The organism is Paraburkholderia sp. GAS32 (genome assembly GCF_050434225.1).
Taxonomy (GTDB): Bacteria; Pseudomonadota; Gammaproteobacteria; order Burkholderiales; family Burkholderiaceae; genus Paraburkholderia; species Paraburkholderia madseniana.
Genome location: NZ_JBNPVS010000053.1, coordinates 15,942 through 42,679, shown reverse-complemented (window position 1 = coordinate 42,679; position 26,738 = coordinate 15,942). Strand labels below are relative to the sequence as shown.

The 26,738-nt window shown below is 60.1% G+C and carries 25 protein-coding genes and 4 pseudogenes; 11 read left to right on the top strand and 18 right to left on the bottom strand.

Features of this window, described 5'->3' with window-relative positions:
- The first annotated feature begins 4 nt into the window (after positions 1-4).
- The 4 genes from P3T25_RS40275 (at position 5) to P3T25_RS40260 (ending at position 4,402) form a co-directional block, all read left to right on the top strand.
- Complete coding sequence (locus P3T25_RS40275; RefSeq protein ID WP_154565763.1) at positions 5-2,620, top strand: DUF802 domain-containing protein; 2,616 nt, start codon at positions 5-7, stop codon at positions 2,618-2,620.
- On the top strand, positions 2,617-3,264 hold the full coding sequence (locus P3T25_RS40270) for an OmpA family protein (protein ID WP_154565762.1): 648 nt from the start codon (positions 2,617-2,619) through the stop codon (positions 3,262-3,264). The genes P3T25_RS40275 and P3T25_RS40270 overlap by 4 nt, the downstream gene beginning before the upstream one ends.
- Positions 3,257-3,958, top strand: coding sequence for a DUF2894 domain-containing protein (locus P3T25_RS40265; RefSeq protein WP_429362809.1), 702 nt, complete (start codon positions 3,257-3,259; stop codon positions 3,956-3,958). Before P3T25_RS40270 ends, P3T25_RS40265 begins: the two co-directional genes overlap by 8 nt.
- A gap of 150 nt (positions 3,959-4,108) precedes the next feature.
- Positions 4,109-4,402, top strand: a complete 294-nt coding sequence (locus tag P3T25_RS40260; protein ID WP_154565761.1) for a transposase — start codon at positions 4,109-4,111, stop codon at positions 4,400-4,402.
- Between the two features lie 273 nt (positions 4,403-4,675).
- On the opposite strand, the gene P3T25_RS40255 is transcribed toward P3T25_RS40260, so the two are convergent.
- The 4 genes from P3T25_RS40255 to P3T25_RS40240 all read right to left on the bottom strand — a co-directional run bounded on the left by P3T25_RS40255 (position 4,676) and on the right by P3T25_RS40240 (position 7,911).
- Complete coding sequence (locus P3T25_RS40255; protein ID WP_154565760.1) at positions 4,676-4,900, bottom strand: hypothetical protein; 225 nt, start codon at positions 4,898-4,900, stop codon at positions 4,676-4,678.
- A gap of 131 nt (positions 4,901-5,031) precedes the next feature.
- The gene (locus P3T25_RS40250) at positions 5,032-7,146 is read right to left on the bottom strand and encodes a phosphocholine-specific phospholipase C (RefSeq protein ID WP_429362806.1); all 2,115 of its coding nucleotides are present in this window, start codon (positions 7,144-7,146) and stop codon (positions 5,032-5,034) included.
- Between the two features lie 27 nt (positions 7,147-7,173).
- Positions 7,174-7,350: a hypothetical protein gene (locus tag P3T25_RS40245; RefSeq protein ID WP_166618301.1), complete on the bottom strand. Its 177-nt coding sequence runs from the start codon at positions 7,348-7,350 to the stop codon at positions 7,174-7,176.
- A gap of 141 nt (positions 7,351-7,491) precedes the next feature.
- Positions 7,492-7,911: a hypothetical protein gene (locus P3T25_RS40240; protein ID WP_154565758.1), complete on the bottom strand. Its 420-nt coding sequence runs from the start codon at positions 7,909-7,911 to the stop codon at positions 7,492-7,494.
- Between the two features lie 277 nt (positions 7,912-8,188).
- Here P3T25_RS40240 and P3T25_RS40235 point away from each other — a divergent pair, with 277 nt between their 5' ends.
- The 3 genes from P3T25_RS40235 (at position 8,189) to P3T25_RS40225 (ending at position 10,881) form a co-directional block, all read left to right on the top strand.
- Positions 8,189-8,746, top strand: coding sequence for a hypothetical protein (locus P3T25_RS40235; RefSeq protein WP_154565757.1), 558 nt, complete (start codon positions 8,189-8,191; stop codon positions 8,744-8,746).
- Between the two features lie 30 nt (positions 8,747-8,776).
- Positions 8,777-9,397: a hypothetical protein gene (locus P3T25_RS40230; protein WP_154565756.1), complete on the top strand. Its 621-nt coding sequence runs from the start codon at positions 8,777-8,779 to the stop codon at positions 9,395-9,397.
- 239 nt (positions 9,398-9,636) lie between these two features.
- Entirely contained in the window at positions 9,637-10,881 is a 1,245-nt protein-coding gene (locus P3T25_RS40225; RefSeq protein WP_154565755.1) for an acyl-CoA dehydrogenase family protein, read from the top strand.
- A 139-nt stretch (positions 10,882-11,020) separates the two neighbouring features.
- Here the strand turns inward: P3T25_RS40225 and P3T25_RS40220 are convergent.
- The 5 genes and pseudogenes from P3T25_RS40220 to P3T25_RS40200 form a co-directional block, all read right to left on the bottom strand.
- Positions 11,021-12,061 (bottom strand): annotated as a pseudogene (locus P3T25_RS40220) (sigma-54 interaction domain-containing protein).
- A 283-nt stretch (positions 12,062-12,344) separates the two neighbouring features.
- Positions 12,345-12,566: a hypothetical protein gene (locus P3T25_RS40215; protein WP_154565753.1), complete on the bottom strand. Its 222-nt coding sequence runs from the start codon at positions 12,564-12,566 to the stop codon at positions 12,345-12,347.
- Positions 12,567-12,636: 70 nt separating this feature from the next.
- Positions 12,637-14,571 carry a putative bifunctional diguanylate cyclase/phosphodiesterase gene (locus tag P3T25_RS40210; RefSeq protein WP_154565752.1) on the bottom strand — a complete coding sequence of 645 codons (1,935 nt, stop codon included), beginning with the start codon at positions 14,569-14,571 and terminating at the stop codon, positions 12,637-12,639.
- Positions 14,572-14,790: 219 nt separating this feature from the next.
- Positions 14,791-15,858 (bottom strand): alanine racemase, encoded by a 1,068-nt coding sequence (alr, locus tag P3T25_RS40205; RefSeq protein WP_154565751.1) that lies wholly within the window; start codon positions 15,856-15,858, stop codon positions 14,791-14,793.
- 266 nt (positions 15,859-16,124) lie between these two features.
- Positions 16,125-16,619: pseudogene (locus P3T25_RS40200) on the bottom strand (M20/M25/M40 family metallo-hydrolase); the annotation flags it as partial.
- Between P3T25_RS40200 and P3T25_RS40195 the strand changes: the two are divergent.
- Positions 16,571-16,702 (top strand): annotated as a pseudogene (locus P3T25_RS40195) (porin); the annotation flags it as partial. The pseudogenes P3T25_RS40200 and P3T25_RS40195 overlap by 49 nt on opposite strands.
- Before the next feature lie 37 nt (positions 16,703-16,739).
- Here P3T25_RS40195 and P3T25_RS40190 read toward each other — a convergent pair.
- From P3T25_RS40190 to P3T25_RS40175, 4 genes are all read right to left on the bottom strand, one after another.
- On the bottom strand, positions 16,740-18,098 hold the full coding sequence (locus P3T25_RS40190; RefSeq protein WP_154565750.1) for a HipA domain-containing protein: 1,359 nt from the start codon (positions 18,096-18,098) through the stop codon (positions 16,740-16,742).
- Complete coding sequence (locus P3T25_RS40185; protein WP_233465055.1) at positions 18,098-18,352, bottom strand: helix-turn-helix domain-containing protein; 255 nt, start codon at positions 18,350-18,352, stop codon at positions 18,098-18,100. The genes P3T25_RS40190 and P3T25_RS40185 overlap by 1 nt, the downstream gene beginning before the upstream one ends.
- A 526-nt stretch (positions 18,353-18,878) precedes the next feature.
- A complete protein-coding gene (locus P3T25_RS40180; protein WP_154565748.1) occupies positions 18,879-19,115 on the bottom strand; it encodes a hypothetical protein in 237 nt (78 codons plus the stop codon).
- 53 nt (positions 19,116-19,168) lie between these two features.
- Entirely contained in the window at positions 19,169-19,480 is a 312-nt protein-coding gene (locus P3T25_RS40175) for a hypothetical protein (protein WP_154565747.1), read from the bottom strand.
- A 456-nt stretch (positions 19,481-19,936) separates the two neighbouring features.
- Between P3T25_RS40175 and P3T25_RS40170 the strand changes: the two genes are divergently transcribed.
- Positions 19,937-21,298: an alkaline phosphatase family protein gene (locus tag P3T25_RS40170; protein WP_429362800.1), complete on the top strand. Its 1,362-nt coding sequence runs from the start codon at positions 19,937-19,939 to the stop codon at positions 21,296-21,298.
- Positions 21,299-21,500: 202 nt separating this feature from the next.
- Positions 21,501-21,779 carry a hypothetical protein gene (locus tag P3T25_RS40165; protein WP_266261369.1) on the top strand — a complete coding sequence of 93 codons (279 nt, stop codon included), beginning with the start codon at positions 21,501-21,503 and terminating at the stop codon, positions 21,777-21,779.
- A 115-nt stretch (positions 21,780-21,894) separates the two neighbouring features.
- Here P3T25_RS40165 and P3T25_RS40160 read toward each other — a convergent pair whose 3' ends face one another.
- The 4 genes and pseudogenes from P3T25_RS40160 to P3T25_RS40145 all read right to left on the bottom strand — a co-directional run bounded on the left by P3T25_RS40160 (position 21,895) and on the right by P3T25_RS40145 (position 24,837).
- Positions 21,895-23,169 carry an epoxide hydrolase family protein gene (locus P3T25_RS40160; protein ID WP_408518372.1) on the bottom strand — a complete coding sequence of 425 codons (1,275 nt, stop codon included), beginning with the start codon at positions 23,167-23,169 and terminating at the stop codon, positions 21,895-21,897.
- A 133-nt stretch (positions 23,170-23,302) separates the two neighbouring features.
- Positions 23,303-24,091 (bottom strand): alpha/beta fold hydrolase, encoded by a 789-nt coding sequence (locus tag P3T25_RS40155; RefSeq protein WP_154565745.1) that lies wholly within the window; start codon positions 24,089-24,091, stop codon positions 23,303-23,305.
- A gap of 145 nt (positions 24,092-24,236) precedes the next feature.
- Positions 24,237-24,434 (bottom strand): annotated as a pseudogene (locus P3T25_RS40150) (alpha/beta hydrolase); the annotation flags it as partial.
- Between the two features lie 10 nt (positions 24,435-24,444).
- Complete coding sequence (locus P3T25_RS40145) at positions 24,445-24,837, bottom strand: MAPEG family protein (RefSeq protein ID WP_429362798.1); 393 nt, start codon at positions 24,835-24,837, stop codon at positions 24,445-24,447.
- 251 nt (positions 24,838-25,088) lie between these two features.
- Here P3T25_RS40145 and P3T25_RS40140 point away from each other — a divergent pair, with 251 nt between their 5' ends.
- Positions 25,089-26,030 (top strand): GlxA family transcriptional regulator, encoded by a 942-nt coding sequence (locus tag P3T25_RS40140; RefSeq protein ID WP_154565743.1) that lies wholly within the window; start codon positions 25,089-25,091, stop codon positions 26,028-26,030.
- Between the two features lie 105 nt (positions 26,031-26,135).
- Here P3T25_RS40140 and P3T25_RS40135 read toward each other — a convergent pair whose 3' ends face one another.
- Positions 26,136-26,732 (bottom strand): DJ-1/PfpI family protein, encoded by a 597-nt coding sequence (locus tag P3T25_RS40135; protein ID WP_171928690.1) that lies wholly within the window; start codon positions 26,730-26,732, stop codon positions 26,136-26,138.
- Positions 26,733-26,738: the final 6 nt, after the last annotated feature.

The window sequence follows — 26,738 nt, the reverse complement described above, 5'->3', positions numbered from 1 at the left end:
CACTATGTCCAGATATCTCAATCTCGTTGTTTTTCTGGTAGGTCTGGCCGCGGTGTGCTGGATCGGTGGCGGCTACGTCGGCTCGAATGTGCTGGCGTTGGCGGTCACGCTGTTGATTGGCGCCTGCTACCTGGCAGGCGCGCTCGAGCTGCGGCGCTACAGCCAGGCCACGTCCACGCTGGCGCGTGGGGTTGCGGGCCTGTCTGGGCCGCCGCCCAGCCTGGGCGTCTGGCTTGAGCCCCTGCATCCCAGCCTGCGCAACGCGGTGCGCCTGCGCGTCGAGGGCGAGCGTGTGGCCTTGCCGGGCCCGGCGCTGACGCCGTATCTGGTCGGCTTGCTCGTCTTGCTGGGCATGCTCGGCACGCTCCTCGGCATGGTGGCGACCTTGCGGGGCACCGGCCTGGCGCTGGAAAGCGCGACGGACCTGCAAGCTATCCGCGATTCGCTCGGCGCGCCGGTCAAGGGACTGGGCTTCGCGTTCGGCACGTCGATTGCGGGTGTGGCCACGTCCGCGATGCTGGGACTGCTTTCGGCGTTGTGCCGGCGCGAACGGATCGATGCCGCGCAGTTGCTCGACGTGAAGATCGCGACGACCTTGCGCATCTACTCGCAGACCCATCAGCGCGAGGAAAGCTTCAAGCTCCTGCAGCGGCAGGCCGAGGTGATGCCCACGCTGGTCGATCGTCTGCAGGCGATGATGACGGCCATCGAGCAACAGAGCCTCGCCTTGAACGAGCGGCAGCTCGCCAGCCAGGACGCTTTCCACAGCAGGGCCGAGGTCACCTATACGCGCCTTGCTGCGTCCGTGGAGCAGTCGTTGAAGGAGAGCGTCGCCGAAAGCACCCGCGCCGCCAGCGCGGCGCTGCAGCCGGTCATGGCGGCCACGCTGGCAGGTCTCGCGCGCGAGACGGCCGCGATGCACGACACCGTCACGCATGCCGTCCAGCGGCAGTTGGATGGACTCTCGACTGGCTTCGAGGCAACCACCACCACCGTCGCGGGCATCTGGAACAAGGCACTGGAGGGGCAGCAGCGATCGAACGAGGCGCTCACCCAGCGTCTGGGCACGTCGCTGGATCGATTCACCGAGACTTTCGAGCAACGCTCGGCTGGCCTGCTGGAAGGCGTCTCCGCGCGCCTCGACGCAACTGCGGGCAACGTGTCGGCAGCGTGGAACGAGGCGCTGGCACGGCAAGAACAGGTCGGCGAGAAACTGGCGGGACACAATCAGCAAGCTTTGGCGGCGGCCGCTGCAACCTTCGAGCAGCACTCGGCGTCACTGTTCGCCGCAGTGGGCCAATCGCATACGGACTTGCAGACGGAATTGGCCGCGCGAGATCAGCAACGATTGGCGATCTGGACCGAGACACTCGGTTCGATGGCCGCTACGCTGAACAAGGAATGGGAGCAGGCGGGCACGCTTAGCGCGAGCCGCCAGCAGGAAATCTGCGATGTACTCGCACAGACCGCGCGCGACATCTCCGCTCAAACCCAGGCACACGCGAGCAGCACGATCGCAGAGATTGACCGGCTCGTGCAAGCGGCCGCGGAAGCACCTAAGGCCGCGGCGGACTTGCAGGTGGAACTGGCCGCGCGAGATCAGCAGCGGTTGGAGGCCTGGACCGCGGCACTTGGTTCGATGGCCGCTACGTTGAACAAGGAATGGGAGCAGGCGGGCACGCTTAGCGCAAGCCGCCAGCAGGAGATCTGCGAGACGCTGGCGCAAACCGCACGCGACATCTCGGCCCAAACACAAGCACACGCGAGCAGCACGATCGCTGAGATCGACCGGCTCGTGCAAGTGGCTGCGGACGCCCCCAAGGCCGCAGCAAACCTGCAGGCAGAACTCGCCGCACGGGACCAGCAGCGGCTGGCCGCCTGGACCGAGACGCTCGGCTCCATGGCCACCACGCTGAGCAAGGAATGGGAGCAGGTTGGCACGCACAGCGCCAGCCGGCAGCAGGAGATCTGCGACACGCTCGCACAAACCGCACGCGACATCTCGGCCCAAACACAGGCGCACGCGAGCAGCACGATCGCCGAGATCGGCCAGCTTGTGCAAGCCGCGTCGGAAGCTCCGAAGGCTGCAGCCGAAGTCGTCGCCGAATTGCGTCAGAAGCTCTCAGACAGCATGGTCCGCGACACCGCGATGCTGGACGAGCGTAGCCGCCTGCTGGCAACGCTGGAAACCCTGCTCGATGCCGTCAACCATGCGTCCACCGAACAGCGCACGGCCGTCGACGCGCTCGTCGCCACATCGGCGGATCTGCTGGATCGTGTCGGCGCCCGTTTCACCGACAAGGTCGAACTCGAAACCGGGAAGCTGGGCGCAGTGGCCGCGCAGGTCACCGGCAGCGCCGTCGAAGTGGCGAGCCTCGGTGAAGCATTCGGCGCGGCCGTCCAGGTGTTCGGCGAGTCGAACACCACGCTGGTCGCGCATCTGCAGCGTATCGAAGCCGCGTTGGACAAGTCCCTCGCGCGCAGCGACGAACAGTTGGCCTATTACGTTGCCCAGGCACGAGAAGTCATCGACCTGAGCATCATGTCGCAGAAGCAGATCGTCGAAGACCTGCAGCACCTCGCGGGCAAGCGGGCGTCCGTCGGAGCTGAAGCGGCATGAGCGAGGAAATCGACGGCGGCGTGGAGACCACGGCGCCCATCTGGCCCGTCTTCGGCGACCTGATGTCGGTGCTGCTGGGCGCGTTCGTGCTGATCCTGGTGGGCGTCATCGGCGTGCAACTGGAACTCTCGACCCGGCTTGCGCAAGAGGTCAAGCAGCGTCAGATGGAAACGCAGCGCCGCAAGACCCTGGAGCAGGCGCTGGCAGGACCGCTGGCAGCGGGCCGGGTCACGCTGGTCAACGGACGCATCGGCATCAACGGCAGCGTGCTGTTCGCACTGAACTCCGACCAATTGCAGCCCGAAGGCCGGGACGTCCTGAAGAGCCTGGCGGGGCCGCTCTCCGCCTACCTCCGGGCCAATGACCAGATCCTGATGGTGAGCGGCTTTACCGATGACCGGCAGGTGCGGGAGGCTAACCGTCGCTTTGCCGACAACTGGGAGCTCTCGGCCCAGCGCGCGCTGACGGTGACTCGTTCGTTGATCGATGCAGGCGTTCCCGCCTCGTCCGTATTTGCGGCCGCGTTCGGCTCGCAGCAGCCCGTCAGCTCGAATGCCGACGACCAGGGCCGGGCGAAAAACCGGCGCGTGGAAATAGCGCCGGTCCCGAGGCCTTCGAGCGCAACGGTGAAGCCTCGTGAGTAGTGTGAGTCATACGAGTCGTGGCGCCGGCGAGGTGACAGGCGGCGCCCGGGCAACGCTCGACGCATGGCGCGAGCGCGGCGCCGATCGGCTGGATCCCATCCGCTTTCATTTCATCGAGGCGCTGGATAGGCGGGCAGCCGGTTATAGCGGCGAGGCGCGGCGTCTCCTGGATGAGAGGCTCGACAAACTGATCGAGGCGTATGCCTTCGATCTTGAACGCGCTGAGCCCAGGGCGGTCGATGCTGATGCCGACGCCGACATCGGCACCAAGGCATCATCCGATGAACCCGCTCGCGGAACGCTTGCCGGACTGATCGACTACATCGCCAGTCATGCGCCTGCAGGCGGTGACGGCCTCACAGCGGGTAGCGTCACGCCCCGGCCATCGTCCTATCCGGAACTGGAGGCGCTCGACTACTTCAGGGAGACCTGGTCCAAGGTCCGGTCCGAGAAACAGTTGCGGCAGTCGCTGAAGAAAGCGCCGGGCAATGCCGGTCCGCTCAACTCAAGCAGTCTCGTACATCGATCGCTCTCGTTGATGAGCGAGTTGTCGCCGGGGTATCTCCAGCAGTTCCTGTCGTACGTCGACGCCTTGTCGTGGATGGAGCAGATGAACGGCGGCGGTGCCTTGCCGGCTAAAGATGCGCCTCGCGCCACAAGCTCCAAAAAGAATACCAAGGGCAAATCGCGTTAGCGCGAGGGCAGATCTGTCGAGCCCCTGGGCCACCACAATCCGGCCAAAAGCAATCCCCCGGTTTGCGCCGCTTTAACGTCCGAAATCGCGATTTAGCAGAAAGACTCTACTTGGGATAATCAGATTGTACTGGCTAGTTAAAATCTGAAAATGCCCGAATCCCCGCTGTCTGATGAAGATTGGCAACGCATTGCCCACCTGTTCCACCACGACACCACACCGAGAGTCGGCCGGCCACGGCGAGATCCGCGCGAGATCGTGAACGCCATACTGTGGATCGTTCGCAATGACGAAAAGTGGCAGCGTCTCCCCGCAAGCTTTCCGCCATCGCAAACCTGCTACATCAAATGGCTGGAGTGGCGACGCGCCGGCATGATGTCGAAGGTTTTCGCCGAACTTGGCATGACCGAGCAGTTGGGGCGTTCAGACTGTACGCAATGTTGAAGTCGTGAAACAGGACAAGAAGAATCGAAACGCCGCGGATCACATCTATCCGCAGGTTGCGCTGGCCAACGCTCGTCATGTTCGAGCCGAAGTCCACTTCACGAATACCGCACCGACCTCCCGCAAGACAGCCTCCCGACCGGGCATGTCAAGCGCGGGCGCATCGTAGCAGGCTGCGATCAAAAGCGGTGTGCTGCACGCGGGCCTCGATTCCAGCTCACCATAAAAAACGGGCCAGTCCTATGTAGAACTGGCCCGCTCACAGCGCAAAAATCACGTCTGAGGATTCGTACCGTCTGCAGCCTGGGCGTTGTCGGCGTCGTCCTGCTTCTCGCCGTCTTTCTTCTCGACCAGCGACTCCAATGCACCGGCGCCTTCAAAGCCGGCAATCGCTGCAATGCCTTTCGTTAGCAAACCTGCTTCCGGATCGACTTTTTCTGCTGCTTCAACGGCCGCTACTGCTCCAGCGATCTTGCCTACTTCGTCCAAGAGTCCCATTTCGCCCTCCGCGAGAAAAAGTGAAGTGCCATCCTCTCACGAACTCCGCGGCTTGTCGCCAAATGTAAAATTGACTTACCAGTTTGCGGCCGCCCCGAAATGACATTGAAAGAAATGTCCACTCCGTACGCCTAAATCGCCTTCGTCACCGGCGCGGTGGCCGCCGGATCGGTGATGCTGGTGTGGGCTGTTTCCACATGACCTGCAATGCGCCGCAACCAGCCCGCATTGCCTGCAACCGTCAATTGAAAGTCATACCACTGGCTGCTGCATGACAGGTCCCAATGCGCCTCCACACTGCTCCCCGCGGGCACGGTCAGCGTGCGCGGCGCCTGTCCATAGGCGACGTCGGCCGCGGTGACCGTGAGCGGCGCGCTCCCTGCGTTTGACAGCGTCACGTAGACATTGCCGTTGGCCACGTCGTAACAGGTCACGACATCCGGCTTTGCCGCGGCATCCGCCGTGGACGAACCCGCGAAGCGCCGGAAGTAGCCGTTCGGGCCATAGACGTTCACCATATAGTTACCGTTCACGTCGAATGCCCACGTATCGGTCAACTGCTTGCCGGCTTCGACGGTGTAGCGACGCGGCATTGCAGTCGGGTCGCCCGTGTACACCCAGAAATGCGCGCCCTGCGTGCCGGTGTTCGCAAACGTCAGCGCATACCCTTGCGACTGCAACTGCCCGTTCACATGCAACTCATACGGCAGCGCCCGCGCGGGCCGCGTGCCCGCCTCCTGCGCCGTCACCAGCTGCTGAGCAGTGCTGGCCGGCGCAGCCTGCGCCGTGGAACGCGCGCATTGCAGATCGGCCTGCGCGACGTAGGTTTGCGTGCTCGGCAGCGACGGCACGGTCGAATCCGATTTCGAAAAGTCGAGCGCCGTGGTCAGGTCGCCGCAAACGGCACGGCGCCACGGCGAGATATTGGTCTCGACTACGCCGAAACGCTTTTCGATGAATTGCAGCACCGACGTGTGATCGAACACCTGCGAGCAAACGAAACCACCCTTCGACCACGGCGACACGACCGTCATCGGTACGCGCGGGCCAAGGCCGTACGGCAGATTGTCGGCGGTATACGTGCCAGTCTGCGTCGCGCTCACGACGTTGTGCCGTTCGAGCGAGATGTCCACGGTGCTCATGCCGGAGCCGGGCACCGTAGGCGCCTGCGGCGGCACCACGTGATCGAAGAAACCGTCGTTCTCGTCGTACATGATGAACAGGACGGTCTTGCTCCACACGTCGGGATTCGACGTCAGCGCGTCGAGGATCGTCGAAATGTAATTGGCGCCATAGAGCGGCGTGAATTTCGGATGCTCCGAATACGCGGCGGGCGGCAACAGCCAGGACACTTGCGGCAGTGCGCCGGCCTGCACGTCGGCCTTCAACTGTGTGAGCGTGCGTGTGCTCATCCCACGGTTCTGCAGCGACGAACCCGCCGGCGCGTTCACGAAATTCTGGAACGAGGCCAGCATGTTCGTGCCGTAGTTGCCGCTGAAATTGTCGAAGCCGGTGCCTTGCTGATAAATCTGCCAGGAGATGCCGGCCGTTTCCAGCCGCTCGGGATACGTCGTCCAGTTGAAGGGCTGCAGCTTGATAGTATCGAACTGGTTGTCGATGTAGTCGGTGTTGTCGAGTAGCGGCCCGCCACCCGTGGCGAGTGGGTCGACCATCCCCGTCATTAGATACATGCGGTTCGGGTGCGTGTTACCCGGAATTGAACAGAAGTAGTTGTCGCACACAGTGAAGGCGTCGGCGAGCGCGTAGTGGAACGGAATGTCCTCGCGCACGTGATAGCCCATCGTCATGTTGGTCTTCTGCACGGCCCACTTGTCGGCACGGCCGCTGTCGATCGCGCCGTGCGTGGTGGCCCACGTATGCGGCAAGCCGCCGATGCACTGCGCGTTGACGTTCGGATTGGTCGTGTCGTAGCGGAACGGCGCGATCACCTTCGTCTGATCCTCCTGACGCGGCTGGAACCACACCGGCTGGCCATTCGGCAGCGTCACAGGGAAACGGTCGTTATAACCGCGCACACCGCTCAGGTGACCGAGATAGTGATCGAACGAGCGGTTCTCCTGCATGAACACGACAATGTGCTGCACGTCCTGGATCGTGCCCGTGACCGAACTCGGTTCGATTGCCAACGCCTTGCGAATCGATTCGGGAAACAGGGTGGTGGCGGCTGTCGCGCCAGCCAGTCCGGCGGACAGTTTCAGAAAATCTCGACGAGTTTTGGTGACCATGCGATGGACCTAATTTGAATTCTGGACTCAGGAGGCGGGCGGGACGAAGCCCGGCGGGCAACTCATGCGCGCATTCGCGACGGTGGCGTTGCCGCATGCTGCCTTGACCGGCGTGGACGATACGCCGTCGCCGCATGCGCTGAGCAGCGCTGCCGCAGCAATAGAACAGACGAGCGCAAAAAGCCGGAATGCCGACGTCGGCATGGAAGTCTCCGTGGAAATGAACGACGGACGCGATCGCGCGTCAGCAACCGCCGCGCTCTGGCGCAAGCGGTGCCGAGACAATAGTTTCGATTTATTACATGCGAGTGTCGTGCTGGAAAGCAGATGGACTACGTGTAATTGCTAGCGCTTGGGCGGCTGCGGGTTATTCGCGGGATTAGTATCGAACCGGGTGATGCTTTTAATGCCATCGTCACTGAGGAGTGCCGTCAATTCAGCTTCGATCACGTCGGCGATTTCCTTGCCGTATATCTCGTCGCCATTCACGTAGACAGTGAACGATTGCAAGTACTTCGCTTTCTTCTCCGGGTTCTCGATTGTCTGCCGGGTCCATTGATAAAGCGGATAGTTTTCCAAGCCCTGCTTTTCCGCTTCACTCACGTAGTCAGCGAAAGCGTCGAACTGACATTTCAAGGTCGCGTTGTGCTGGCGCAGCACATTGCGAAGCGCAGCATGCGAAGCACCTGCCGGGTCAGTGCGCAGATCGTTTGCAAGTTCAGGTGAGACGGTGATTCTTAGCTGGAATTGCCATGTGGGTTCCATGTGGACCTCGGTGTCGAATCATGAGCGCGCGCTAGCGGAGATGAGTCAGTGCTATTGGCAGTAGTCCAATTTCTTGGCATGGACCGGTTAATGCTGAATTACTCCGCCTATACATCTCGCATAATAGTATTACGGACGGCTTTCAATTACAAAAAGAGAATAACTCTTCTGTCAATTTTTCTCCGGACTTGCCGATAACAGGTGAACTGCCTTTACGTAAGCGTCGAGGCGGTCGGCCACCTCATTTTGACCATAACCAAAGAGGCATTAGAAGCCCATGTTTGCTCTGCGAAGGATTCTCCTTTTAGTCCCCATTGCCGCGCTCGCCGCTTGCTCGGTTGTCGCGCCGCCCTATTCGGCTTCCGTCGACAATATCCAGACGCTGAAGAACGCATCTCCCGTGGCAACGCGTCTCGGCGCTTTCACTAACGACCCAACCGATGGCAATCACTCATCGGTACAACTGCGTGCGAATAGCATGCGCTCGCCCGTTGGCGATTCGTTTGCCCAATACCTTTCGAGTGCTCTACAGCAGGAACTGACGATCGGCCGTGCGCTTTCACCCGACGCCAAGGTCGAACTGAGCGGCGTGCTGCTGAAGAATAACGTCGATGCCAACATCGGAACAGCCACGGGCACGATCTCCGCGCGCTTCATCGTCAAGCGTGGCGCCGAGGTGCGATACGACAGCGTGAAAACCGCGACGACGCAATGGGATTCGTCGTTCGCAGCCGCGATCGCGATTCCGCGGGCGACCCAGGAGTATCCGCTCATCGTCCAGAAACTGCTCGCGTCGCTCTATGCGGATCCCGCGTTCATGCAAGCCATCCATTAATCCCTCTTTTCTCAACGAGCAGAAATCATCATGAAGCTGATGCACTTTATTCGCAGTATCGCGGTCACCGGCGCCATTGCGTCGCTCGCAGGTTGCGCACACGACATCACCATCTCCGGCGACCCGGCAGCGCTCACAGCGTCTACTACCGCAGCAACGTCGACGGCTCAAACGCAGCCGATCAACAAGACGGTTGGGCTCGTCATTACCGACGAACTGCGCGCAAAGGAAGTCGTCTCGCCAGGCGGTGGTGGCGACAAGGTGGCCTACAAACCATATCGTGATCTGGAACTCCCGATCTACGTCGAACTCAGCCAGGTGTTCAGCAATGTTGTGAAGCTGAATGCCGCGCCTGATGAGGCAACCCTCCAATCAAAAAGCCTGAGCTATGTCGTCACGCCGACCATCTCGACGACATCTTCGTCGCCGAGCCTCCTGACCTGGCCGCCGACCGACTTTTCGGTGACGCTCGTGTGTACCGTGACAGATCCGACCGGCAAGCTCGTGACGAAAAAGGAAGTGACGGGCAACGGCCACGCAGAGTTTGGCGAATTCAAGCGCAACTTCGGTCTCGCCGCACAGCGCGCGACGATTGACGCCGTGCAGAAGTTGCAGGCAGCTATGCAGGATTCGCCGGAACTGCGTCAGTAAGAGCAGGCCGCCATGATCGGCGCCCGCTGGATTCAGCGGGCGCATCGACCTGAAGCTGCTGTCAGACAAGCAGTCCATCAGCATACTGCTCTCAATCCAGCAGTTTGAAACCCCGACCCTACCCATAGAGCAGCGCGGCAGGACGCTCGCCTCGATGGCATAGCTCGTGCTTTGTAGTCCATATGGTCAAGAGCTCAGTCGCTCTGCCTTACCCCACCTATCGACTTTAGAGCAGGCGCATGACATCACAAAACCCGCGTGAAAAACTTCCGCTTTCGTACGGCACAGACTATGAACAGTTGGCTGCCAGGTTCAGGCCGATCTTCAATCGGATCGCGGAAGGTGCGCTCGAACGCGAACGCACTCGCGCGCTGCCGTACGAGCAGATTGTCTGGTTGAAGGAAGCCGGGTTCGGCGCCGTCAGAGTGCCGCGCGAATACGGGGGCGCCGGCGCGTCGCTTCCGCAACTCGTGCAACTCCTGATCGAACTGGCCGAGGCCGATTCGAGTTTGCCGCAAGCGTTGCGTGGCCACTTCGCCTTCGTCGAAGACAGAATCAACGCAGCACCCGGCGCTGCACAGGAAAAATGGCTGCAACGCTTCGTGGCGGGGGAAATCGTCGGCAATGCGTGGACCGAAGTCGGCGCGGTCAAGATCGGCGACGTGATTACGCGTGTCTCGCGCCACGGCAATCAGTGGGTCGTCAACGGAACCAAGTACTACAGCACGGGCAGCATTTTTGCCGACTGGATCGACGTCTACGCCCAGCGCGACGACAACGGCGCCGACGTCATCGCCGCAGTGAGCACGCACCAGCCAGGCGTCAAACAAAGCGACGACTGGGATGGCTTCGGTCAGCGCACCACCGGAAGCGGGACGTCCGTATTCGAAAACGCCGTGGTCGACGAAGAGAACATCATCGACTTCGCCACGCGCTTCAAATACCAGACAGCGTTCTATCAACTCGTGCTGATCGCGGTTATCGCAGGTACTGGGCGCGCCGCATTGCGTGACATCTCGCATGAAGTGCGCAAACGCACCCGGGTGTACAGTCACGGCAACGCGCCACGCGTCAGCGAAGACGCCCAGGTGCAGCAGGTGGTCGGGCAAATAGCGGCACGCGTGTATGCGGCGGAGGCCGCGGCCGTGCGAGCCGCGGAACCCTCACAAAGAGCGTACGAAACGCGCTTCGGCGCGGACCGCGATGTTGAACACGCAGCGAACGTGGCGGCCGAAATCGAATCGGCAAAAGCCCAGGTCGCCGTGGCCAGTTTGATTTTGCAGGCGACCACCGACCTGTTCAATGCACTCGGTGCTTCGGGCACAAGCGAGAACAAACTACTGGACCGCCACTGGCGAAACGCGCGCACTGCAGCGTCGCACAATCCGCTGATCTATAAGGAGCGGATTGTGGGCGACTGGGAAATCAACCGCAAAGAGCCGCCCTTCGTCTGGCAGATCGGCAACAGCAGAACCGCGGCATAGTCCGCTACCGCCGCGAACGCGGCGATACACAGCAACAACGCAGCGACATGCGGACTGGTCTCGCGGCCGGTCTGCTTTGACTTCTAAATGCACGCAAAAGGCAGGACTGCGCCCACTATCCGCTATCACGCATGTGAGCTTACTTCTGCGCGGAAATCTGCTTCGCCCGAATCAAGCGCGCCCGCAACACATTGCGACTAATGCCCAGCAGCCTCGCCGCCTGAATCTGATTCCGGTTGCAGAAGTCGAACGCCACGCGCATCACCGTGTCTTCGATCTGTTCGAACAGATTGCCTTCCGCGCGATCGAAGAGATGGCGCAATGCCCCCTCCAGTCCTTCCAACGGCGTAGACGCAACAGGTTCACTGGCCGCTCGCCGCGCGGCGTGAATCCCGAACGACGACATCTGCAAATCGCCCTCGCCCAGCGAATCGCTGCGGCACACCAACAACGCGTAGTGAATGACGTTCTCAAGTTCACGAATATTGCCGGGTCAACTATGTTCCAGCAGCTTTCGCTCCGCGCGCGGCTCGATGTCGACGGGACCGTAGCCCAACCGGTTCCGATACTCTTCAATGAAGTAGCGGGCCAGCGGCAATATATCGCCAGGCCGATCGCGCAGCGTCGGTACAGCCAGATGCACGACGTTCAGGCGATAAAACAGGTCCTCGCGGAAATGGCCTGCCGCCACCGCGTCCTGCAAATGCACATTGGTGGCCGCCAGCACCCGCACGTCGATGGGAATGCTCCGGCGCGAGCCGAGCCGCACGATCTCACGCTCCTGCAACACGCGCAGCAGCTTGACCTGCATCGATAGCGGCAGATCGCCTATCTCGTCCAGAAACAGCGTCCCGCCATTCGCCGCTTCGAACCAGCCGGGTTTGGCGCAGAACGCGCCGGTGAATGCGCCCTTCTCGTGGCCGAACAACTCGCTCTCCACCAGCGACTCGGAGAAAGCCCCGCAATTGACCGCCACAAACGGGCCGTCCTTGCGAGCACTCAGGTTATGCACATGACGCGCGACCAACTCCTTACCCGTCCCTGTCTCGCCGATCACGAGCACGTTAGCGTCGCTCGGCGCCACCATGCGAATACGTTCGAGTAACGCCAGCGATTGCGGGTCCGAGAAGACCTGGACGGTCGCGCGAATCGAGGTGGTCAGCGTGCGCTTGTCGGGCATCGTCAACAAAGGCGGCACTTCCGTTCGCGCGATGGCTGGCCGGTCTGGCAACACGTGATTAAATGTGATCGCGAGCCGTTGCGCGATCTGCAGCGGCGTTTCAGTGACCGATGCCTCCGCGCTCGGTGGCAGAGAAGCCGGCGCGTCCGGCAGTACGTAGGTCGAATTCATATGGTCAAGGACACTCACTCCGCTACGTGCGGGCGTGGACCGTCCTCTGTCGGCTGACGGGCGTTGAACGGCATCGATCAGGGTTTCTTCCTCAAAAGCGTATTCTGAACATCTACCGCGACTTCCGATGCATTTTGTTGTGGTATCCAAAGTTGAATTGCTGCTTACGCAGCAGCATCGGTATGGATGCTGCCTCTGCACCAGCACCGCCTTCCCTTACTGCCTCCCAGGCAGCAGGCCTGTTGGAATACTGAAAGCGCGCGCGTCCATCGCTGACACCCGGCACTGCTTCTCCGGCAGCAGCACCGAGGCCATCTTGCTTCGCCAGCTTCATACGTCACCCTGCCCCGTAACTAGCCGGCCAACGCCGCGGAAATCGGCATCATGCCGGTCGATAAGATCTCTCAAGCCTTATCCGCGGAATGCGCAGCGAGCCGTTTTTCGAGGTGCGGGATCTCTTCACCCCGGACCGGCTTTCCCAGAAGAAAACCCTGCGCATGCGTGCATCCGCAGACGCGCACGAAATTCAACTGCTCCTGCGTCTCAATGCCTTCCGCCGTGGTGGGCATGCCGATTTCCCGTGCCAAAGCCACAATCCCGCGAACCACGGCCGCGGATTCGCGTCGATGCACAGACTCCTTCACGAACGAACTGTCGATCTTGAGCTTGTCGAATGAGAAGCGCACAAGCGTCGACATGGTCGAGAATCCGGTGCCGAAATCGTCGAGCGCGAGGCCGATTCCCAATGCGCGAAGCTTCTCGACGTTGTGCCGGGTGACGATATCGTCGCTCAACAACACCGTTTCCGTGACTTCGATATTCAGGCGCGCGGGCGGCAATCCCGTCTTGCCGAGGATCGCCTCAACCGCCGACGCGAACGATTCCTCCCGCAATTGCACCGGCGAAACATTCACGGCGACGCTCACTGCATCACGCCACGTGGCAGCTTCGGTGCAGGATTGCAGCAGCGCCCACTCGCCGAGTGCAAGGATGAGGCCCGTACGTTCGGCTGTGGGAATAAATGCGGAAGGAGAAAGCTCACCGCGAGTCGGATGCGTCCAGCGAAGCAGCGCCTCGCGGCCGGAAATCGTATCGTCGGCGAGATCGACGATCGGCTGGTACTCCATGCGCAGATCGCTGTAAGACTGCATCGCCCCTTCCAGATCGCTTCGCAGAAGGCTCAAACTTTCGTCGGAGGCGTGCCTGACGGCATCGAAGATAGAGAAGGCACTTTTGCCACTGCGTTTGACGGCGTACAACGCGCGGTCCGCGCAGATCAGCAATTGCGGTCCTGTCTTTGCGTGCTCGGGATAGAGCGAGACGCCCACGCTCGCACCGATATGCACCAACGCTTCGCTGAGTGTGAAAGGACGCGCCAGCGTTTTGACGATACGGTCTGCCAGCAAATGGACGTCGCGGGTCAACGCCGTGCCGTCGGTAATGGCGACAAACTCATCGCCGGCGAGGCGTCCGACCAGATCGCCGGCCGGCAGTACTTCACGCAATCGAATCGCCGCTTCCTGAAGAATCTGATCGCCGGCGGCGTGACCCAGGCTGTCATTGATAGCCTTGAAGCCGTCAAGGTCGATCAGTAGAACCGCGAATCGATGATTCAGTCGTAACGAGCCGGCCGCAGTGCGTTCCAGCAGAAGCTCGGTAATGCGGGCGCGGTTAGGAAGGCCAGTGAGACTGTCCTGGTGAGCCAGCCGATGACTGCTTTCGCGCGCCAGCAGTAAGGCAACGGTGTCGCGATTGCTGCGCAATGCCACAGTAAAGAAACCCGCCGCGCAAAACGGCGCCTGAAACAGCAGCACAAGTTTGCCGGAGCCGGGAGACAGCGCCGCCCCCCAACCCAACAGCCCGAGAATGAACGATATCTGGAGAAGCACCAGCCTGGGTGTGCCTGCGTTGCGTCCGGCCAATCCGCCGATCACACCCACCGCGCAAACGTTGCCGAGCAGAAAAAGTGTCTGATTTCCGCTGGTATTGCACAAAAAAGTGCCAAAGCCGAACAGGGCCGCCCAGAGAAGACTGGCAAAGAGAAAAGCCGAGGTAGGGGTGGGCAGGTTGCGGGCACTGCGCTCGCAGCACAGCCAGATCAACGCGAGACGCGTCATCAGCAGCGCGACCACGGCGCTGCCCCACCACGCGTAAAGGGCTCTTGGATAAAGATAGTAAGCGGTTGCGCAGACACTGATTTCGCAGATCGACGCAAAGACAATCGATGCGGTTCGCGTGAACAGGTTGGCAAGCAATATTTGCCGATTGTCGGCGCTCAGGTTCTGAGCGGAGGACACCACCCATTTGAAAAATGGAGACCTTGGTTCGCTGAAAGCCATGACCTACGCATTTTTAATGGTTAGTGGATCGAATCGGACACGCCTCGCAATTATTACGTAAACACAAAACGTCCGTTACAACGCAATGGCGCTGGCTTATTAGACACCCTTATTAGACAGCATTACGCCTGTGCAACAGGCAATGCGGCACCGCCTCTCGTCCGAAGACGTGAGTATCTCTTGCGGATTGCTTCACGCTCCGGCGAGAGAGGCGGTCATTCAGGCTATTTCTACGGGCACCCGTTTTGCCAGCGCACACATCAGTTCGTACCCGATCGTCCCGGAAGCGTGAGCGACGTCATCGATCTTGATCTGTTCCCCCCACAGTTCGACCTTTGAGCCGATCTGCGCACGCGGGCACGGTGTCAAATCGACAGTGAGCATGTCCATCGAAACACGGCCCACCACCTGCGTCATGACGCCGTCGATTGCGATTGGCGTACCCGTCGATGCGTGCCGTGGATATCCGTCCGCATACCCGCATGCGACCACACCAATGCGCATCTCGCGGTTCGCAGCGAAGGCACGGCCGTACCCAACCGTTTCCTCCGCCGACAATGACTGCACACCGATCACTTCGCTCCTGAGCGTCATCGAAGCGCGCAAGCCCACGTCGTCAATGTGACGCGACTGGCCGGTGGGCGAACCGCCATACAGCACGACACCTGGTCGCACCCAGTCACGATGCGCCTGGGGATGCCACAAAACGGCCGCTGAATTCGCGAGGCTTCGTTGACCCGGTATATCTTGAGTCACCGCATCGAAGCGATCCATCTGCCACGCCACGTCGCCGTCGTCAGCATTCGCGAAATGGCTCATCAACGTGATGTCCGCAATACCCGGAATCGATCTGGCCTGCTCCCACGCGGTGCGGTACGCGTCGGGCCGGAATCCGAGGCGATTCATCCCGGAGTTCATCTTCAGATGCACGTTGACACGCTCATGCGACGACGACAGGCGCAACAGATCGAGTTGCTCACGGCAATGCACGGCCATGGAAAGATCGAACTGCTGGGCGATTTGCACGTCACCTGGCTTGAACACGCCTTCCAGAAGAAGAATCGGCTTGGTCCAACCCAACTCACGCACACGGACTGCTTCGTCGAGATCGAGCAATGCAATGCCGTCGGCATTCGCGAGTGCCGGAAAAACGCGATCGATTCCGTGTCCATATGCGTTGGCTTTGACCACGGCCCAAGCCCGTGATCGAGATGCCCGTTGCTTGACGATGGAGAGGTTGTGGCTGACTGCGGCGGGATGAATCTGTGCAACGATCGGGCGTGGCATAGGAGGCGTTGAGAGCTGGTTTGGAAAGGGAATGGATGCCCGTTGGTAAAGACCAGTGTTACGGTCAATAGGCAGCTTTTTCCACTATCGTATCCAGCTCAAGCCAGTTTTTGTTACTGTATTGTTTTGATTTTTGGGTTTATCTATCCCTACTCACACGTTACGGATTCACGCCGGTCGCGCGGCAATAGAAAGTCCGCAGGCTGACGGGCCACGGCGTTCGCTGCATGTCCAGTTGCCGCTGCGACCATGACCGCAGTGACCCGTCACAACGCAGCATCCAACTCACGGATCGTCTGGTAAAGAACCCGCGTGCCGTCGAGCAACTGCTGTGGCTCGATCCACTCCTCCGGACAATGACTGCGCCCGTTCAGACACGGGATGAAGATCATCCCGATAGGGCCGGTCGGCGCGACATACACCGCGTCGTGCCCCGCACCGCTCGGCAGACGCATGGTGGCGTATCCCAACGCCCCCGCTGCCCGTTCGACGGCATCCATCACAAGCGGCTGGCAGTCGGTTGGTTTGGCGCGACTGACATGCGCCGCGCTTGCGGACACGCGCAATTCAGCGAGATCAGCCGTGGCGCCGGCCATCAGGTCTTCCGGAAAACATTCGAGGATTGCGTCGCTGTCGCTGCGGACCTCCAGCATCAGTTCGACATGCCCTGGCACCGCATTCGGCACGTTCGGCGTCATCGCAATCCGGCCTATCGTCGGTGTATGTGCTGGGTGTATTCCGGAAAGCAGCAGGAGATGCGCAGGTTGCTCAGATCGCTGGATTCAATCCGTCTGGAAATCAGAAGCAGGCAGTTGGGCGCCTCGGAATCCGCAGCGTATTCTGAGGTCGAGAGGTAAGGCGGATCTGCGGTCTTCCCATTCTTAAAGCAGGTCCGGATTGACCTTGGACACTTCAGGTGCGAGCTGCAAAAGCCTGTTTGCCTGCGCGCAAATGAAGTCGGAAATCTTTCGCACCCTTGCTCGCTCGTCGTCACCGACATACACCTCGGACTGCGCAAGCCCGGGCGCAAACTTCAAGGCAGCCAAAGACATGCGCTCCAGCTCCCGCGCTAGAAGCGCCGGCCGTGTGCGGGTGCTCTGTGCGAACAGAGCAAGCTCAAACGGGGTGATTTCCTCGAGAAGGAACGCATCCCCATAAGCCATAGCCATTTCCTGGTCCACGTTCGCGTTGTCCGCGTAGGCGCTCACCGAGACCAGGTCATAAAGCGGCGCGGGTGTGAGGCGCGTGCGGCGGACGAAATACGAGATGTTTTTCCCGTGTGCGTCGCTATTGCCAATGAGCAACTGGAAAATCGCCCACCGGAGCATGAATGACCGGGCGTGCGCTGGAAGTTCGAAGTGTTGTTGCGAGAACAGCTTCTCAAAGCTCGCGCCTTCCCGGATGTTTCGCACATCCAGCGTACGGCCATAATTGCGCTCGTACTTCAACTGCGACGGCAGGTCCAATGCCTGGCAGCCATCGATGACATGCACTCGGCCGACCGCCTTGATTTGCCCTGGATTATCCGCGTCGACTTGCGCTACCCGGTCGAATCTCTCAATAAGCAATATTGGCTCAGGAATGCGGCGGATGGCGACCGGTGCGGCCGGTAACCCCATCTGTGCGGCAAGCGTCATGCAGTAATGCTCGTTGGCGACCATGAACGGCGTAGCCGTGTTCCGCGATTCCGGCTTCAGGATATGCGTGGAGCTGAGAGAACCATCAACCAGCGAGATGCGATTGCCCTCCACCATCACCTGCAGCTTGTCCTGGTAGCCCGCAACAGACAGGCGCACTTTCTTGTCCCAGACGGGAAACGGAATCTGCTCGCGCTCCTTGATTCGCTGGCTCAACTCTTCAACAGGAATGTCTCGCCGGATGGGCTCATCGGCGGGCACCTCCCCGGCTGCCTCGTTTTCGGCGGCAGTGAAACTGAACGCGCCGACCGGCTCCTTCCCGAGCATACGAATCAGGCCAAAGATATTGTCCTTGGACATCTGCGCAAAGCCCGCGGCCACTTCGAGCGCGCGACCTTCCGGCAGCAGGTTTCCGAGAAACCGCTGCACCGCGCCGGCCGCCGGCGCCTCCCCCGTATGAAGGATGTGCGGCGAGAGCGAAAAAGCGCTCCGCCGGTCTTGCCAGGCTTGCTCGTAGCGGAAGCTGTACTGGTTCTGCACGGCATCGAAGCCGAGGTGGCCAACGGTGTCACCGTTTGTCGAAATGCGGAGGAAATGTTCCATCAGACGCTCTCCCCAGCCGAAGGCCTGAGCGCCCTCACTGCGTCCTCTGCTTCGCTGGGCGTGAGGATAAGCATCTTCAGGCCCAGTCCCTCGAGCACCTTGAACAGCTTCTCCAGGCCAACGGATTCCCCGCGCTCCACCTTTGAAAGGAGGTTGTGGCTTACGCCGACCTGGTCCGCGGCGTCATCGATGCGCAACTCGTTTCTTGCTCGCTGATTGCGCACGAGACGCCCGAGCGAAGGAAGGTCGTGCACGACTGGGTCGAGAGCATCGATTGCGCGAGGTAGTGTTCGGGCCATAGTTCACAGATTTTCACAATAATCGCAGTGTGGCGAGCTATCGATCTATAGTTCACCGATTTCTACAATTATAGCCCAATCGCTATCGACAAAGCAATAGTTCACCGATTTCTACAGTTATGACAAGAAAATGCTCGAAGCGCGGGTAGTTCACCGAAAACGACGATTATCAACACCAAGCCAATCTCAGGCGGATAGTTCACGTTTTTTCACAATTAACGTCCTTCCATAGCGAACGCGGCGGCGTGCCACAGGTTCGGGGCGGGGCGAATCCGGATAGAGATGAGTGACATGACCTCAACGGTCATGCGGGTCAGCAGAGGAAGCTCCTGGAAATGCCGGCCCAGCGCCGCGCCGCGGAACACGCGCGGCGTGCCGTTGCCCGTTATCACCCGGTTAATTGAACCGCAAATCGTGTGACTCTCGGTGCCGTAGAAAATCTCGATGGCTTCGCCGTCGGCGACACCAAGCCGACGAGGTTTTATTGCACCTGTGCTGCCTGACGTTGCGCGGCTTGCTGTTGCGCATGCTGCTTCGCAAGGTGCCTGCCGACCATGCAGCCGCCGACAGCACCAACCACAGCGTGGTGCCCCGCGTAATGCCCGGCGCCCCCACCTACCACCGCGCCCTTGAGGCAGCCTGCGGCGTTTGCCGAGCCTGCCGTTGCGAAGGCCAGCGTCGTTGCAATCAAGGCGATTCTTATCGGGCTAGCTTTCATTCGAAGTTACTCAGAGATTGGATTTTTCAGATGCGGCGGCTTGCGGCGTCGTTTCAATACCCGCGCCAATCACGATGCTCGCGCCACTCGTGCTCACGCCATTCCTGGCGGCGCCATTCACGTTCACGCCACTCGCGACGTTCGCGCCATTCACGGGCTCGCCAGTCGTCACCACCGCCGTACGCGACGGCGACAGGTGCGGGAGCATACACAACGGGCGGTGGCGGTGCGTACACTGGTTCTGCAGGCGCATAGACGGCTCCGGGGATGCCCAATCCAATGGCGACGTCGACGTGTGCCGATGCTGCCGTCGATGCTGCCAGTACTGCCAGACCGAGCGCTGCGCCGAGAATTTTCTTGTTCATGTTCGCTACTCCTCGCACATTGAGTGCAATGTCAGTGACTACGGCTCGGAGTGTAAGGAGCGATGTCGGACACATGTGAAACGGCGGTGCGAGATTCGTAACATGGGATTACTCCTGAAGGCGTACCGCGTAGGCGATACGCCTTCAGAACCTGCGTTGTGCCGTGTGGCAAGTGAACGGGGTAACGCTACCACGCAACTGAACTTGAACAGTCATGTGACGTGAACTAGCCTTAACGTCTAGCCGGAAGCAAGCCTTTGGTATCGAGCCTCGTCAGAGGTGCGAGCCCCCTGTAGCGAACGTTTGACCTATCCGGTTCCCGGCTAGCGCTGTAGGACCTGGGTAGGAAACAGGTTCGTGTCACGAGACCTCCCGTGCCGTGCCCCCGGTGATTTCTTCGGGCTGGGACATTCGTAGGCGACTTCGTCGCCCTGATGCCGTTATATCGGAGGGAGCATGTCCGTTGACAACATTAAGACCATCGTCATAGTCATGATGGAGAATAGGTCTTTCGACCACGTTCTTGGCTACCTGAGCCTCAACGGGAAGGATGTCAACGGCCTCTCGGCCGACCCCACCTGGCGACAGAACTTCACGAACCTCTACGGCGACAAAACGTATGCCCTACATGCGCTTTCGCCGTCGACCCAACTTATCCCCGACCCGCCGCATGACCGCACGCCGATTTCGATGCAAATAAACACGCCGTGCGCGAATGGGGGCTGTCCCGAACTGGGTGGATTCGTCGCGAGCTATGCGACACGAAACCCTGCGCCAGCCGACCTATCGATGGTGATGGGCTACTACACGGCCGGTGCGTTGCCTACTTATGATTTTTTCGCAAAAAATTTCACGATCTGCGATAGCTGGTTTGCGCCACTTCCGACGGGAACCCAGGCAAATCGCCTGATGGCAATGGCGGGAGAGAGTGCGATTAGCGACAATGTTTCTGGTTTTCTTCCCGAGCAGTCCCTTGTTTACGACTGGCTGACCACACACGGCGCAAGTTGGTGTGTCTACCAGTCGGGAGGCTTCTTCCCGTTCTTCAGCTTGATGCCCAAGTGGTTGCCTGAGATAGTAACTTCGCTTGCCTTGCCGCTGGATGGCAATGGAGGGAGGTTCAGGCGGTATTCGCGCTTCAAGGCAGACTGGACGAACAGTAGCAATTTGCCTCAAGTCATTTTCATCGAGCCGGAATACACGGACGGGCCGCACGGGGTCCCGAATGACGACCATTCGCCTACTGGCGTCGCCCCAGGGCAAGCGTTCCTTGCCGATATTTATCAAACGATTTCTGCGTCCGAGCGATGGGATGAGACGCTGATGATTGTCACGTATGACGAGCACGGGGGATTTTTCGACCACGTAAGCCCACTCAACATTTCGACTGAGGTCGCCGGTTATCAGTTTGAAACTACTGGGCTGCGTGTACCCGCATTCCTGGTCTCGCCCTATGTCGCGCCCGGGGGCGTCTTCTCCGGTAACCTGGACCATACGTCGATACTCCAGCTTCTCGCAGATAAATTCAACGCTGGCAGCACGTACTCTGCTCCCGTCAGCGCACGCAAACAACTTTCGAAACTCAGCTCCGCTCTTTCTGAAACCAGAACGCCGGGCTCTGCACCGAAGCTAAATGTCCCCATAGCAAGCAACTCACCTGTACCGGCTCCCCTCTCGCCACCGACCTGCTTCTCGGCATGCGCACAAGCCTTTCGTAGCGTCGCGCTTAAGGTTCAACAGGACCATCCGGAGTTGCTGTCTTCGCCGAACTGGGGCGACCTTGCGAGCTTTGTTGCGACATACAAGGGTGGGGCGTGAATTGGCGCGAAGTCTCCGGCTACAAAGAAGGCCGTTTCTGCTCTCAAGAAGGTCGCTGCGAAGAAGGCAACAAGCGAGAAACTTACTGACGCATCTCGACGAACCAAGGCGCCTGCTCTCTCAGGCACTTTGCATTTCAGTGCCAGGTCGCGGAACGCCTCACTTGCGCTAGACTGGTTTGGGCAACCGGAAGGAGACTTGGATGATACGCAAGACGCTCAATGCCTCGCAGCTTCAGCAGGAGGTCAACCGGCGAATCCATCGACTGCAGGAAATCGTCGAGGACGGCGTGAAGATTCGTGTGCCGCGGCCGCAGTTGCAAGAGGTTGACAAGACGGGCTGCAACTGGAACATGACCCACTTCGGCAACGCGGTCGGCTTCGAGCGCGACATCGAGGGCGTGCTCAAGGCCGTGCGTGCGGAATACAACCTCAATACCGAAGTGAAAGACACAGACACCGGCAACCCGTTTGGGGACTAACCGCGAACGACATCGATTCGTTGTTCATTTGTGACGGCGTGGGCACGAATGATGCACTTATCTCAAACGGTCTGCCTCGCGGCGCCCCGTCGCAGATATTCCTCGCTTTGAAACGTCAGCGCAGCGTCCGGAAACTCACGCGAACTTCTTCCGTGAACGCCTGCGGCTGTTCCCACGCCGCAAAGTGCCCGCCTTTCGGAAGCCGGTTATAGTGAATCAGCTTCTGATAAGCGTGCTCCGTCCAGCTCTGCGGCGCTGCGTAGATTTCATCCGGAAACACGCTGACGGCAACGGGAATCGCAACGTGCTTCGGCGCGAAGAAGTTTAACTTGTTCTCCCAATACAGCCGTGCCGACGAAACGGCCGTATTCGTCACCCAGTAGAGCGTGACGTTGTCGAGCACGTCATCTCGCGTCAGGCCCTCGCTCTGACCTTCAAAAACGCGGGCAATCATCGCCTGACTCGCGGCGTCGTGATCGAGCATCCATGCAGCGAGGCCGATAGGCGAATCTTCGATCCCATACAGCGTCTGCGGACGGTTCGCCATCTCTTGCGCATAGCCGAGACCGTGCCTGTAGAAGTAGTCGAGCTGATCGAACGCGTGCTTCTCATCCGGCGAGAGGCTGGCCGGCGGCGAATTTCCGTACTTCAGTGTATTGGCAATGTCGTCCGGTACGGTGGCCGGCATGTTGGTATGAATGCCCAGCAGTTCCGGCGGCGCGATGAGCGCCATCTGTTCCGTGACCGCATTCCCCCAGTCGCCTCCTTGCGCCACGTAGCGCGTGTATCCAAGGCGCTTCATCAACGCGATCCACGCGCGCGCGATACGTGCAGGATCCCAGCCCGTCGCAGTCGGCTTGCCTGAGAAGCCGTAGCCCGGCAACGAAGGGATCACTACGTCGAAAGCGTCCGAGGCATTTCCACCATGGGCAGTTGGATTGGTCAGCGGATCGATGATCTTCAACTGCTCGATGATCGAGCCAGGCCATCCGTGCGTGACGATGACCGGTAACGCATTCTGATGTTTCGAACGAACGTGGATAAAATGAATGTCTAGCCCATCGATCTCGGTGACGAATTGCGGCAGCGAATTCAATCTCGCTTCGACCTTACGCCAGTTGTAATCTGTCGACCAATACTGCGCGAGCTTTTGCATCGTCGCAAGCTGCACGCCTTGCGATGCATCCGTGACCGTTTCGCGTTCCGGCCAACGTGTCGACTTGATGCGTCTGCGCAAATCGACGAGTTGTGATTCCGGCACATGCACACGAAGTGGACGGATCGTGGTTTTGTCGCCGCCCCCTGCTGGGGCAACTTCGGTAATGGATTGACTCGGTTCCGCAAAGGCATACCGGCTCAGTGAGGCCGCAGCAAGGGACGCCGTTGCCATACCAATAAAACGACGACGCGACGGCGCATGGGGATCGATAATATCTAACACGCAAACTCCTACATCAACTTAGTAATCTTAACGATAAATTAGAAGACACAATTTATTGGCTATCTCGTCCGCTTCACGTTCCTTATTTCGTCACAACCCCCTTGCTTGCCGCCGCGATGATCGCATCGGCAACAGCCTTCGGATGACTCAGCATTGCGACGTGACTCGAATCGACATGAATCGTCGTTGCGCCGATCTCCCTTGCCATTGCTTCCTCTGCGCGCGGATCGATCATGCGATCCTGGTCGGCGACCACGAACCAGGACGGCTTCGTGTGCCACGCAGCGATACTCACCTTGTCGTCCAGACAGCCCGCGAACCACGGTCCTTGCGTCGTCGCGAGGACACGTGCTTGCGCCGTCGGCAGATCCTGGGCGAAATCATTGATCACCGCGTTGGTGGACAACGTCAGGAAGTTTGCGGAGTCTTTCCTCAGTTCGCCTGCCCAGACCGGGGCCGGCTGGTTTTTCATCATGTCGTTGACCGATGCGCCGCTGTCCGGAACGAGAGCGGCTACATACACGAGCGCCTTGACTTTGTCGTCGTCGCCAGCCTGAGTGATCACGAAACCGCCCCACGAATGCCCTACGAGCACAACGGGGCCAGTTTGCTGTTCTATTGCGCGCCTCGTTGCCGCCGTGTCATCCGCGAGCGAGCTGAGCGGGTTCTGAACTGAAACCACATGAAGACCACGCGCCTCGAGCAGCGGGATCACCCTATCCCAGCTTGATCCGTCAGCGAAAGCCCCGTGCACAAGGACGACGTTCGTTCCTTTCAGGTCCTGCGGCGGGGCAGCATGGGCCGCGTGCAGCGCGAACACGCTGCCAAGCAGAAGCGCGGACGTGAGATATCTCTTCAACAGAAGGTACATGATGGAATCCTTACCAAATGTGTGGAGTGAGCAGGTAGCATCGCAGGCAGCTCGCGCGGAACCGGGTCGGTCAAATGACCGGCACCACCTCTGTCGGTCGAGAAGCCGGCTGGATTTCTGTCCTTAAGGCGCGGCACGTGAACGCTTAGTAGCTTGCGACTTCGATCACTGCGTCCGCAAAGGCCTTGGAGGCTTCCTGCGGCAGGTTGTGACCGATTCCACCTGTGATGCTGCGGTGCGCGTATTTGCCGACGAACTTCTTCGCATACGCCTCAGGCTCCGGATGCGAAACGCCGTTCGCGTCGCCTTCAAGGGTGATCGTCGGCACGGCGATGACCGGCGAGGCCAGAGGACTAGTGGCCGTTGAGCAATGCAACACATAGGGCCACCCCGAAAGCGTACGTTCCCAGGGCCCCGATCGCTCGGGCTGGATTGGGCTTCGACATGGACGGCCAGGCAACTAGCGCGACCACCAGGAGCAAGCGGCAGGCAGTTGCGCCTACCATGCACCAGAGTTCCCAGTGATGCGGATGCTGAGAGCCGAGGTACAAAAAGAGCACCGCGAAGAATGGAGCGTACTCGGCGGTGTTGCCGTGAGCGCGAACCAGTTTGCTTAGCAACTGATCAGGCTCAGGTGCGTAGCCACTCAGCACGCCAACGCGAAAGCGCAGGATAGAAATGGAGAGTCCGAGAGCGAACAGGAGGAGGCCAAGGGCAGCGGTACAGGCCAGTACGATGCTATTCATTCGATACTCCTTGCTTGGCGCCCGGTAACCACGGCGGTGCCCTTTGACTGCTTCTGGATCATGTGAAATCTCCCTGGAAGATGAACGCTCTTTCGACATGCCTATCGTAAGGCCCTGGACGATGGCTTGAAAGACGTAAATCCGATGTTTTAGGACAACCAATGCTTTCGGACATGTCCCGGAATTGCATCATTGCTGGCGCAGGACTATGATTGGCTCAAATTGCCGATATCTGCATTTTGGGACATCCTATGAAGACCGTTGCCTTGTTGCTCTTCCCGGGGTTCGAGATCCTCGACCTCGCCGTCATTGCCGTGTTCGAGTTGGCGAACAAGGAACTCGGGTACGAGTCGTATCGGCAAGTCCGGCTGTCCGAAGCCGGGGGGCCGGTTCCAAGCTACTCGGGCGCAACGGTAGACTCGCGCAAGTTCCGGAACGCCGCGTTCGATACGCTGCTGGTCCTCGGCGCCATCCCCGCCCCGACTTCCACACCGAGGATGAGGTCATTCCTGAAGCGCGCCGAACAGGCTTGCAGGCGAGTGGGCAGCATCTGCACCGGCGCGTTCATTCTCGCGGAAGCAGGGGTCCTCGACGGCCGCCGTGCAACGACCCACTGGTCCGCGGCTCAGGAGCTTCAGCGGCGACACCCGGACGTGAAGGTTCTGCCGGACCGAATCTTCACGAATGACGGCGGCGTGTGGACATCGGCTGGCATGACCGCATGCATCGACCTGGCTTTGGCCATGGTCGAAGAAGACCATGGAGAGGAGGTGGCGAAGGTCGTGGCGAAGAAACTGGTGGTCTACCACCGGCGTACCAGCGGCCAGTCCCAGTTCTCGGCGCTGCTGGAGCTTCAGCCCAGATCAGACCGCATACAGAAGGTGCTTTCATTCGCCAGAGCTAACCTTCACCTGGATCTTTCCGTGGAGGTCATCGCTGACGCCGCGCATGTGAGCCCAAGACAACTGAGCCGAATCTTCAAGATTGAGACCGGACAGTCTCCTGCGCAGGCAGTGGAGAAACTGCGCGTCGATGTCGCTCGCAGCCTCGTCGACGCTGGGGAGCTCTCACTTACAGTCATCGCCAGGGAGACCGGTTTCGGCGACACCGAAAGGATGCGCAGAGCATTCGTCAGGACGTTGGGCCAACCTCCCCAGACCATCCGCCGGGTTGCAAGGCAGCAAGCTGCCTAGCCAGGCGGGCCCCTCGCACTGTGGGTTTTTCCCGTTGGGGGCGCGGTGTCGTCCAGGTACTCGATTCCAGGTACGCGATGCGCAGTTTTCAGATGCTGTATTTCCTTAGAGGAATGGCGAGATGTTCGCTATTGCACGCGTCACGTAGGTCTCCTTCTCTCCCACCGGGGCGACATATTGAATCGCGTTGCGTGCAGCCTCGACACCCTCCAGACGCGCGATGAACCAGGCCGCCAGATACTGCGACGACAGGCACCCGCCTGCCGTCGCGACGTTCTGCTTCGCCACGAACGGCTGGTTGAGCACCGCCACGCCGGCTTCTTCGACCCACGGTTTGGTGGTCACGTCCGTACACGCCGGAACGTCGTCCAGCAGGCCCAGCTTCGCAAGTATCAGCGTGCCCGAGCACTGCGCGCCGAGCAACTGGCGCGTCGGGTCGAGCCTTAGCTGCGACATCAACTCGGCATCGGCAGCAACGTCCCGGGTCTTTATCCCGCTGCCGACCAGCACCGCGTCGGCCTCGCATGCGTCCTGCAGCGACGCTTGCGCCTCCAGCGCCACGCCGTTCATCGACCGCACCCTCGATGACGGGCTTGCGATCGAAACCCGCCAGCCGGGCTTTTTGACCCGGTTGAGGATGTTTAGCGCGATCAGCGAGTCTAGTTCGTTAAAGCCCTCAAAGGTCAGGATGGCGATGTGCATGACGTC

Coding starts and splice junctions, on each gene's coding strand:
- P3T25_RS40275 (WP_154565763.1), top strand. CDS start 5: ATGTCCAGATATCTCAATCTCGTTGTTTTTCTGGTAGGTCTGGCCGCG.
- P3T25_RS40270 (WP_154565762.1), top strand. CDS start 2,617: ATGAGCGAGGAAATCGACGGCGGCGTGGAGACCACGGCGCCCATCTGG.
- P3T25_RS40260 (WP_154565761.1), top strand. CDS start 4,109: ATGCCCGAATCCCCGCTGTCTGATGAAGATTGGCAACGCATTGCCCAC.
- P3T25_RS40255 (WP_154565760.1), bottom strand. CDS start 4,900: ATGGGACTCTTGGACGAAGTAGGCAAGATCGCTGGAGCAGTAGCGGCC.
- P3T25_RS40250 (WP_429362806.1), bottom strand. CDS start 7,146: ATGGTCACCAAAACTCGTCGAGATTTTCTGAAACTGTCCGCCGGACTG.
- P3T25_RS40245 (WP_166618301.1), bottom strand. CDS start 7,350: ATGCCGACGTCGGCATTCCGGCTTTTTGCGCTCGTCTGTTCTATTGCT.
- P3T25_RS40240 (WP_154565758.1), bottom strand. CDS start 7,911: ATGGAACCCACATGGCAATTCCAGCTAAGAATCACCGTCTCACCTGAA.
- P3T25_RS40235 (WP_154565757.1), top strand. CDS start 8,189: ATGTTTGCTCTGCGAAGGATTCTCCTTTTAGTCCCCATTGCCGCGCTC.
- P3T25_RS40230 (WP_154565756.1), top strand. CDS start 8,777: ATGAAGCTGATGCACTTTATTCGCAGTATCGCGGTCACCGGCGCCATT.
- P3T25_RS40225 (WP_154565755.1), top strand. CDS start 9,637: ATGACATCACAAAACCCGCGTGAAAAACTTCCGCTTTCGTACGGCACA.
- P3T25_RS40215 (WP_154565753.1), bottom strand. CDS start 12,566: ATGAAGCTGGCGAAGCAAGATGGCCTCGGTGCTGCTGCCGGAGAAGCA.
- P3T25_RS40210 (WP_154565752.1), bottom strand. CDS start 14,571: ATGGCTTTCAGCGAACCAAGGTCTCCATTTTTCAAATGGGTGGTGTCC.
- alr (WP_154565751.1), bottom strand. CDS start 15,858: ATGCCACGCCCGATCGTTGCACAGATTCATCCCGCCGCAGTCAGCCAC.
- P3T25_RS40190 (WP_154565750.1), bottom strand. CDS start 18,098: ATGGAACATTTCCTCCGCATTTCGACAAACGGTGACACCGTTGGCCAC.
- P3T25_RS40180 (WP_154565748.1), bottom strand. CDS start 19,115: ATGAAAGCTAGCCCGATAAGAATCGCCTTGATTGCAACGACGCTGGCC.
- P3T25_RS40175 (WP_154565747.1), bottom strand. CDS start 19,480: ATGAACAAGAAAATTCTCGGCGCAGCGCTCGGTCTGGCAGTACTGGCA.
- P3T25_RS40170 (WP_429362800.1), top strand. CDS start 19,937: ATGTCCGTTGACAACATTAAGACCATCGTCATAGTCATGATGGAGAAT.
- P3T25_RS40165 (WP_266261369.1), top strand. CDS start 21,501: ATGATACGCAAGACGCTCAATGCCTCGCAGCTTCAGCAGGAGGTCAAC.
- P3T25_RS40160 (WP_408518372.1), bottom strand. CDS start 23,169: ATGGCAACGGCGTCCCTTGCTGCGGCCTCACTGAGCCGGTATGCCTTT.
- P3T25_RS40155 (WP_154565745.1), bottom strand. CDS start 24,091: ATGTACCTTCTGTTGAAGAGATATCTCACGTCCGCGCTTCTGCTTGGC.
- P3T25_RS40145 (WP_429362798.1), bottom strand. CDS start 24,837: ATGAATAGCATCGTACTGGCCTGTACCGCTGCCCTTGGCCTCCTCCTG.
- P3T25_RS40140 (WP_154565743.1), top strand. CDS start 25,089: ATGAAGACCGTTGCCTTGTTGCTCTTCCCGGGGTTCGAGATCCTCGAC.
- P3T25_RS40135 (WP_171928690.1), bottom strand. CDS start 26,732: ATGCACATCGCCATCCTGACCTTTGAGGGCTTTAACGAACTAGACTCG.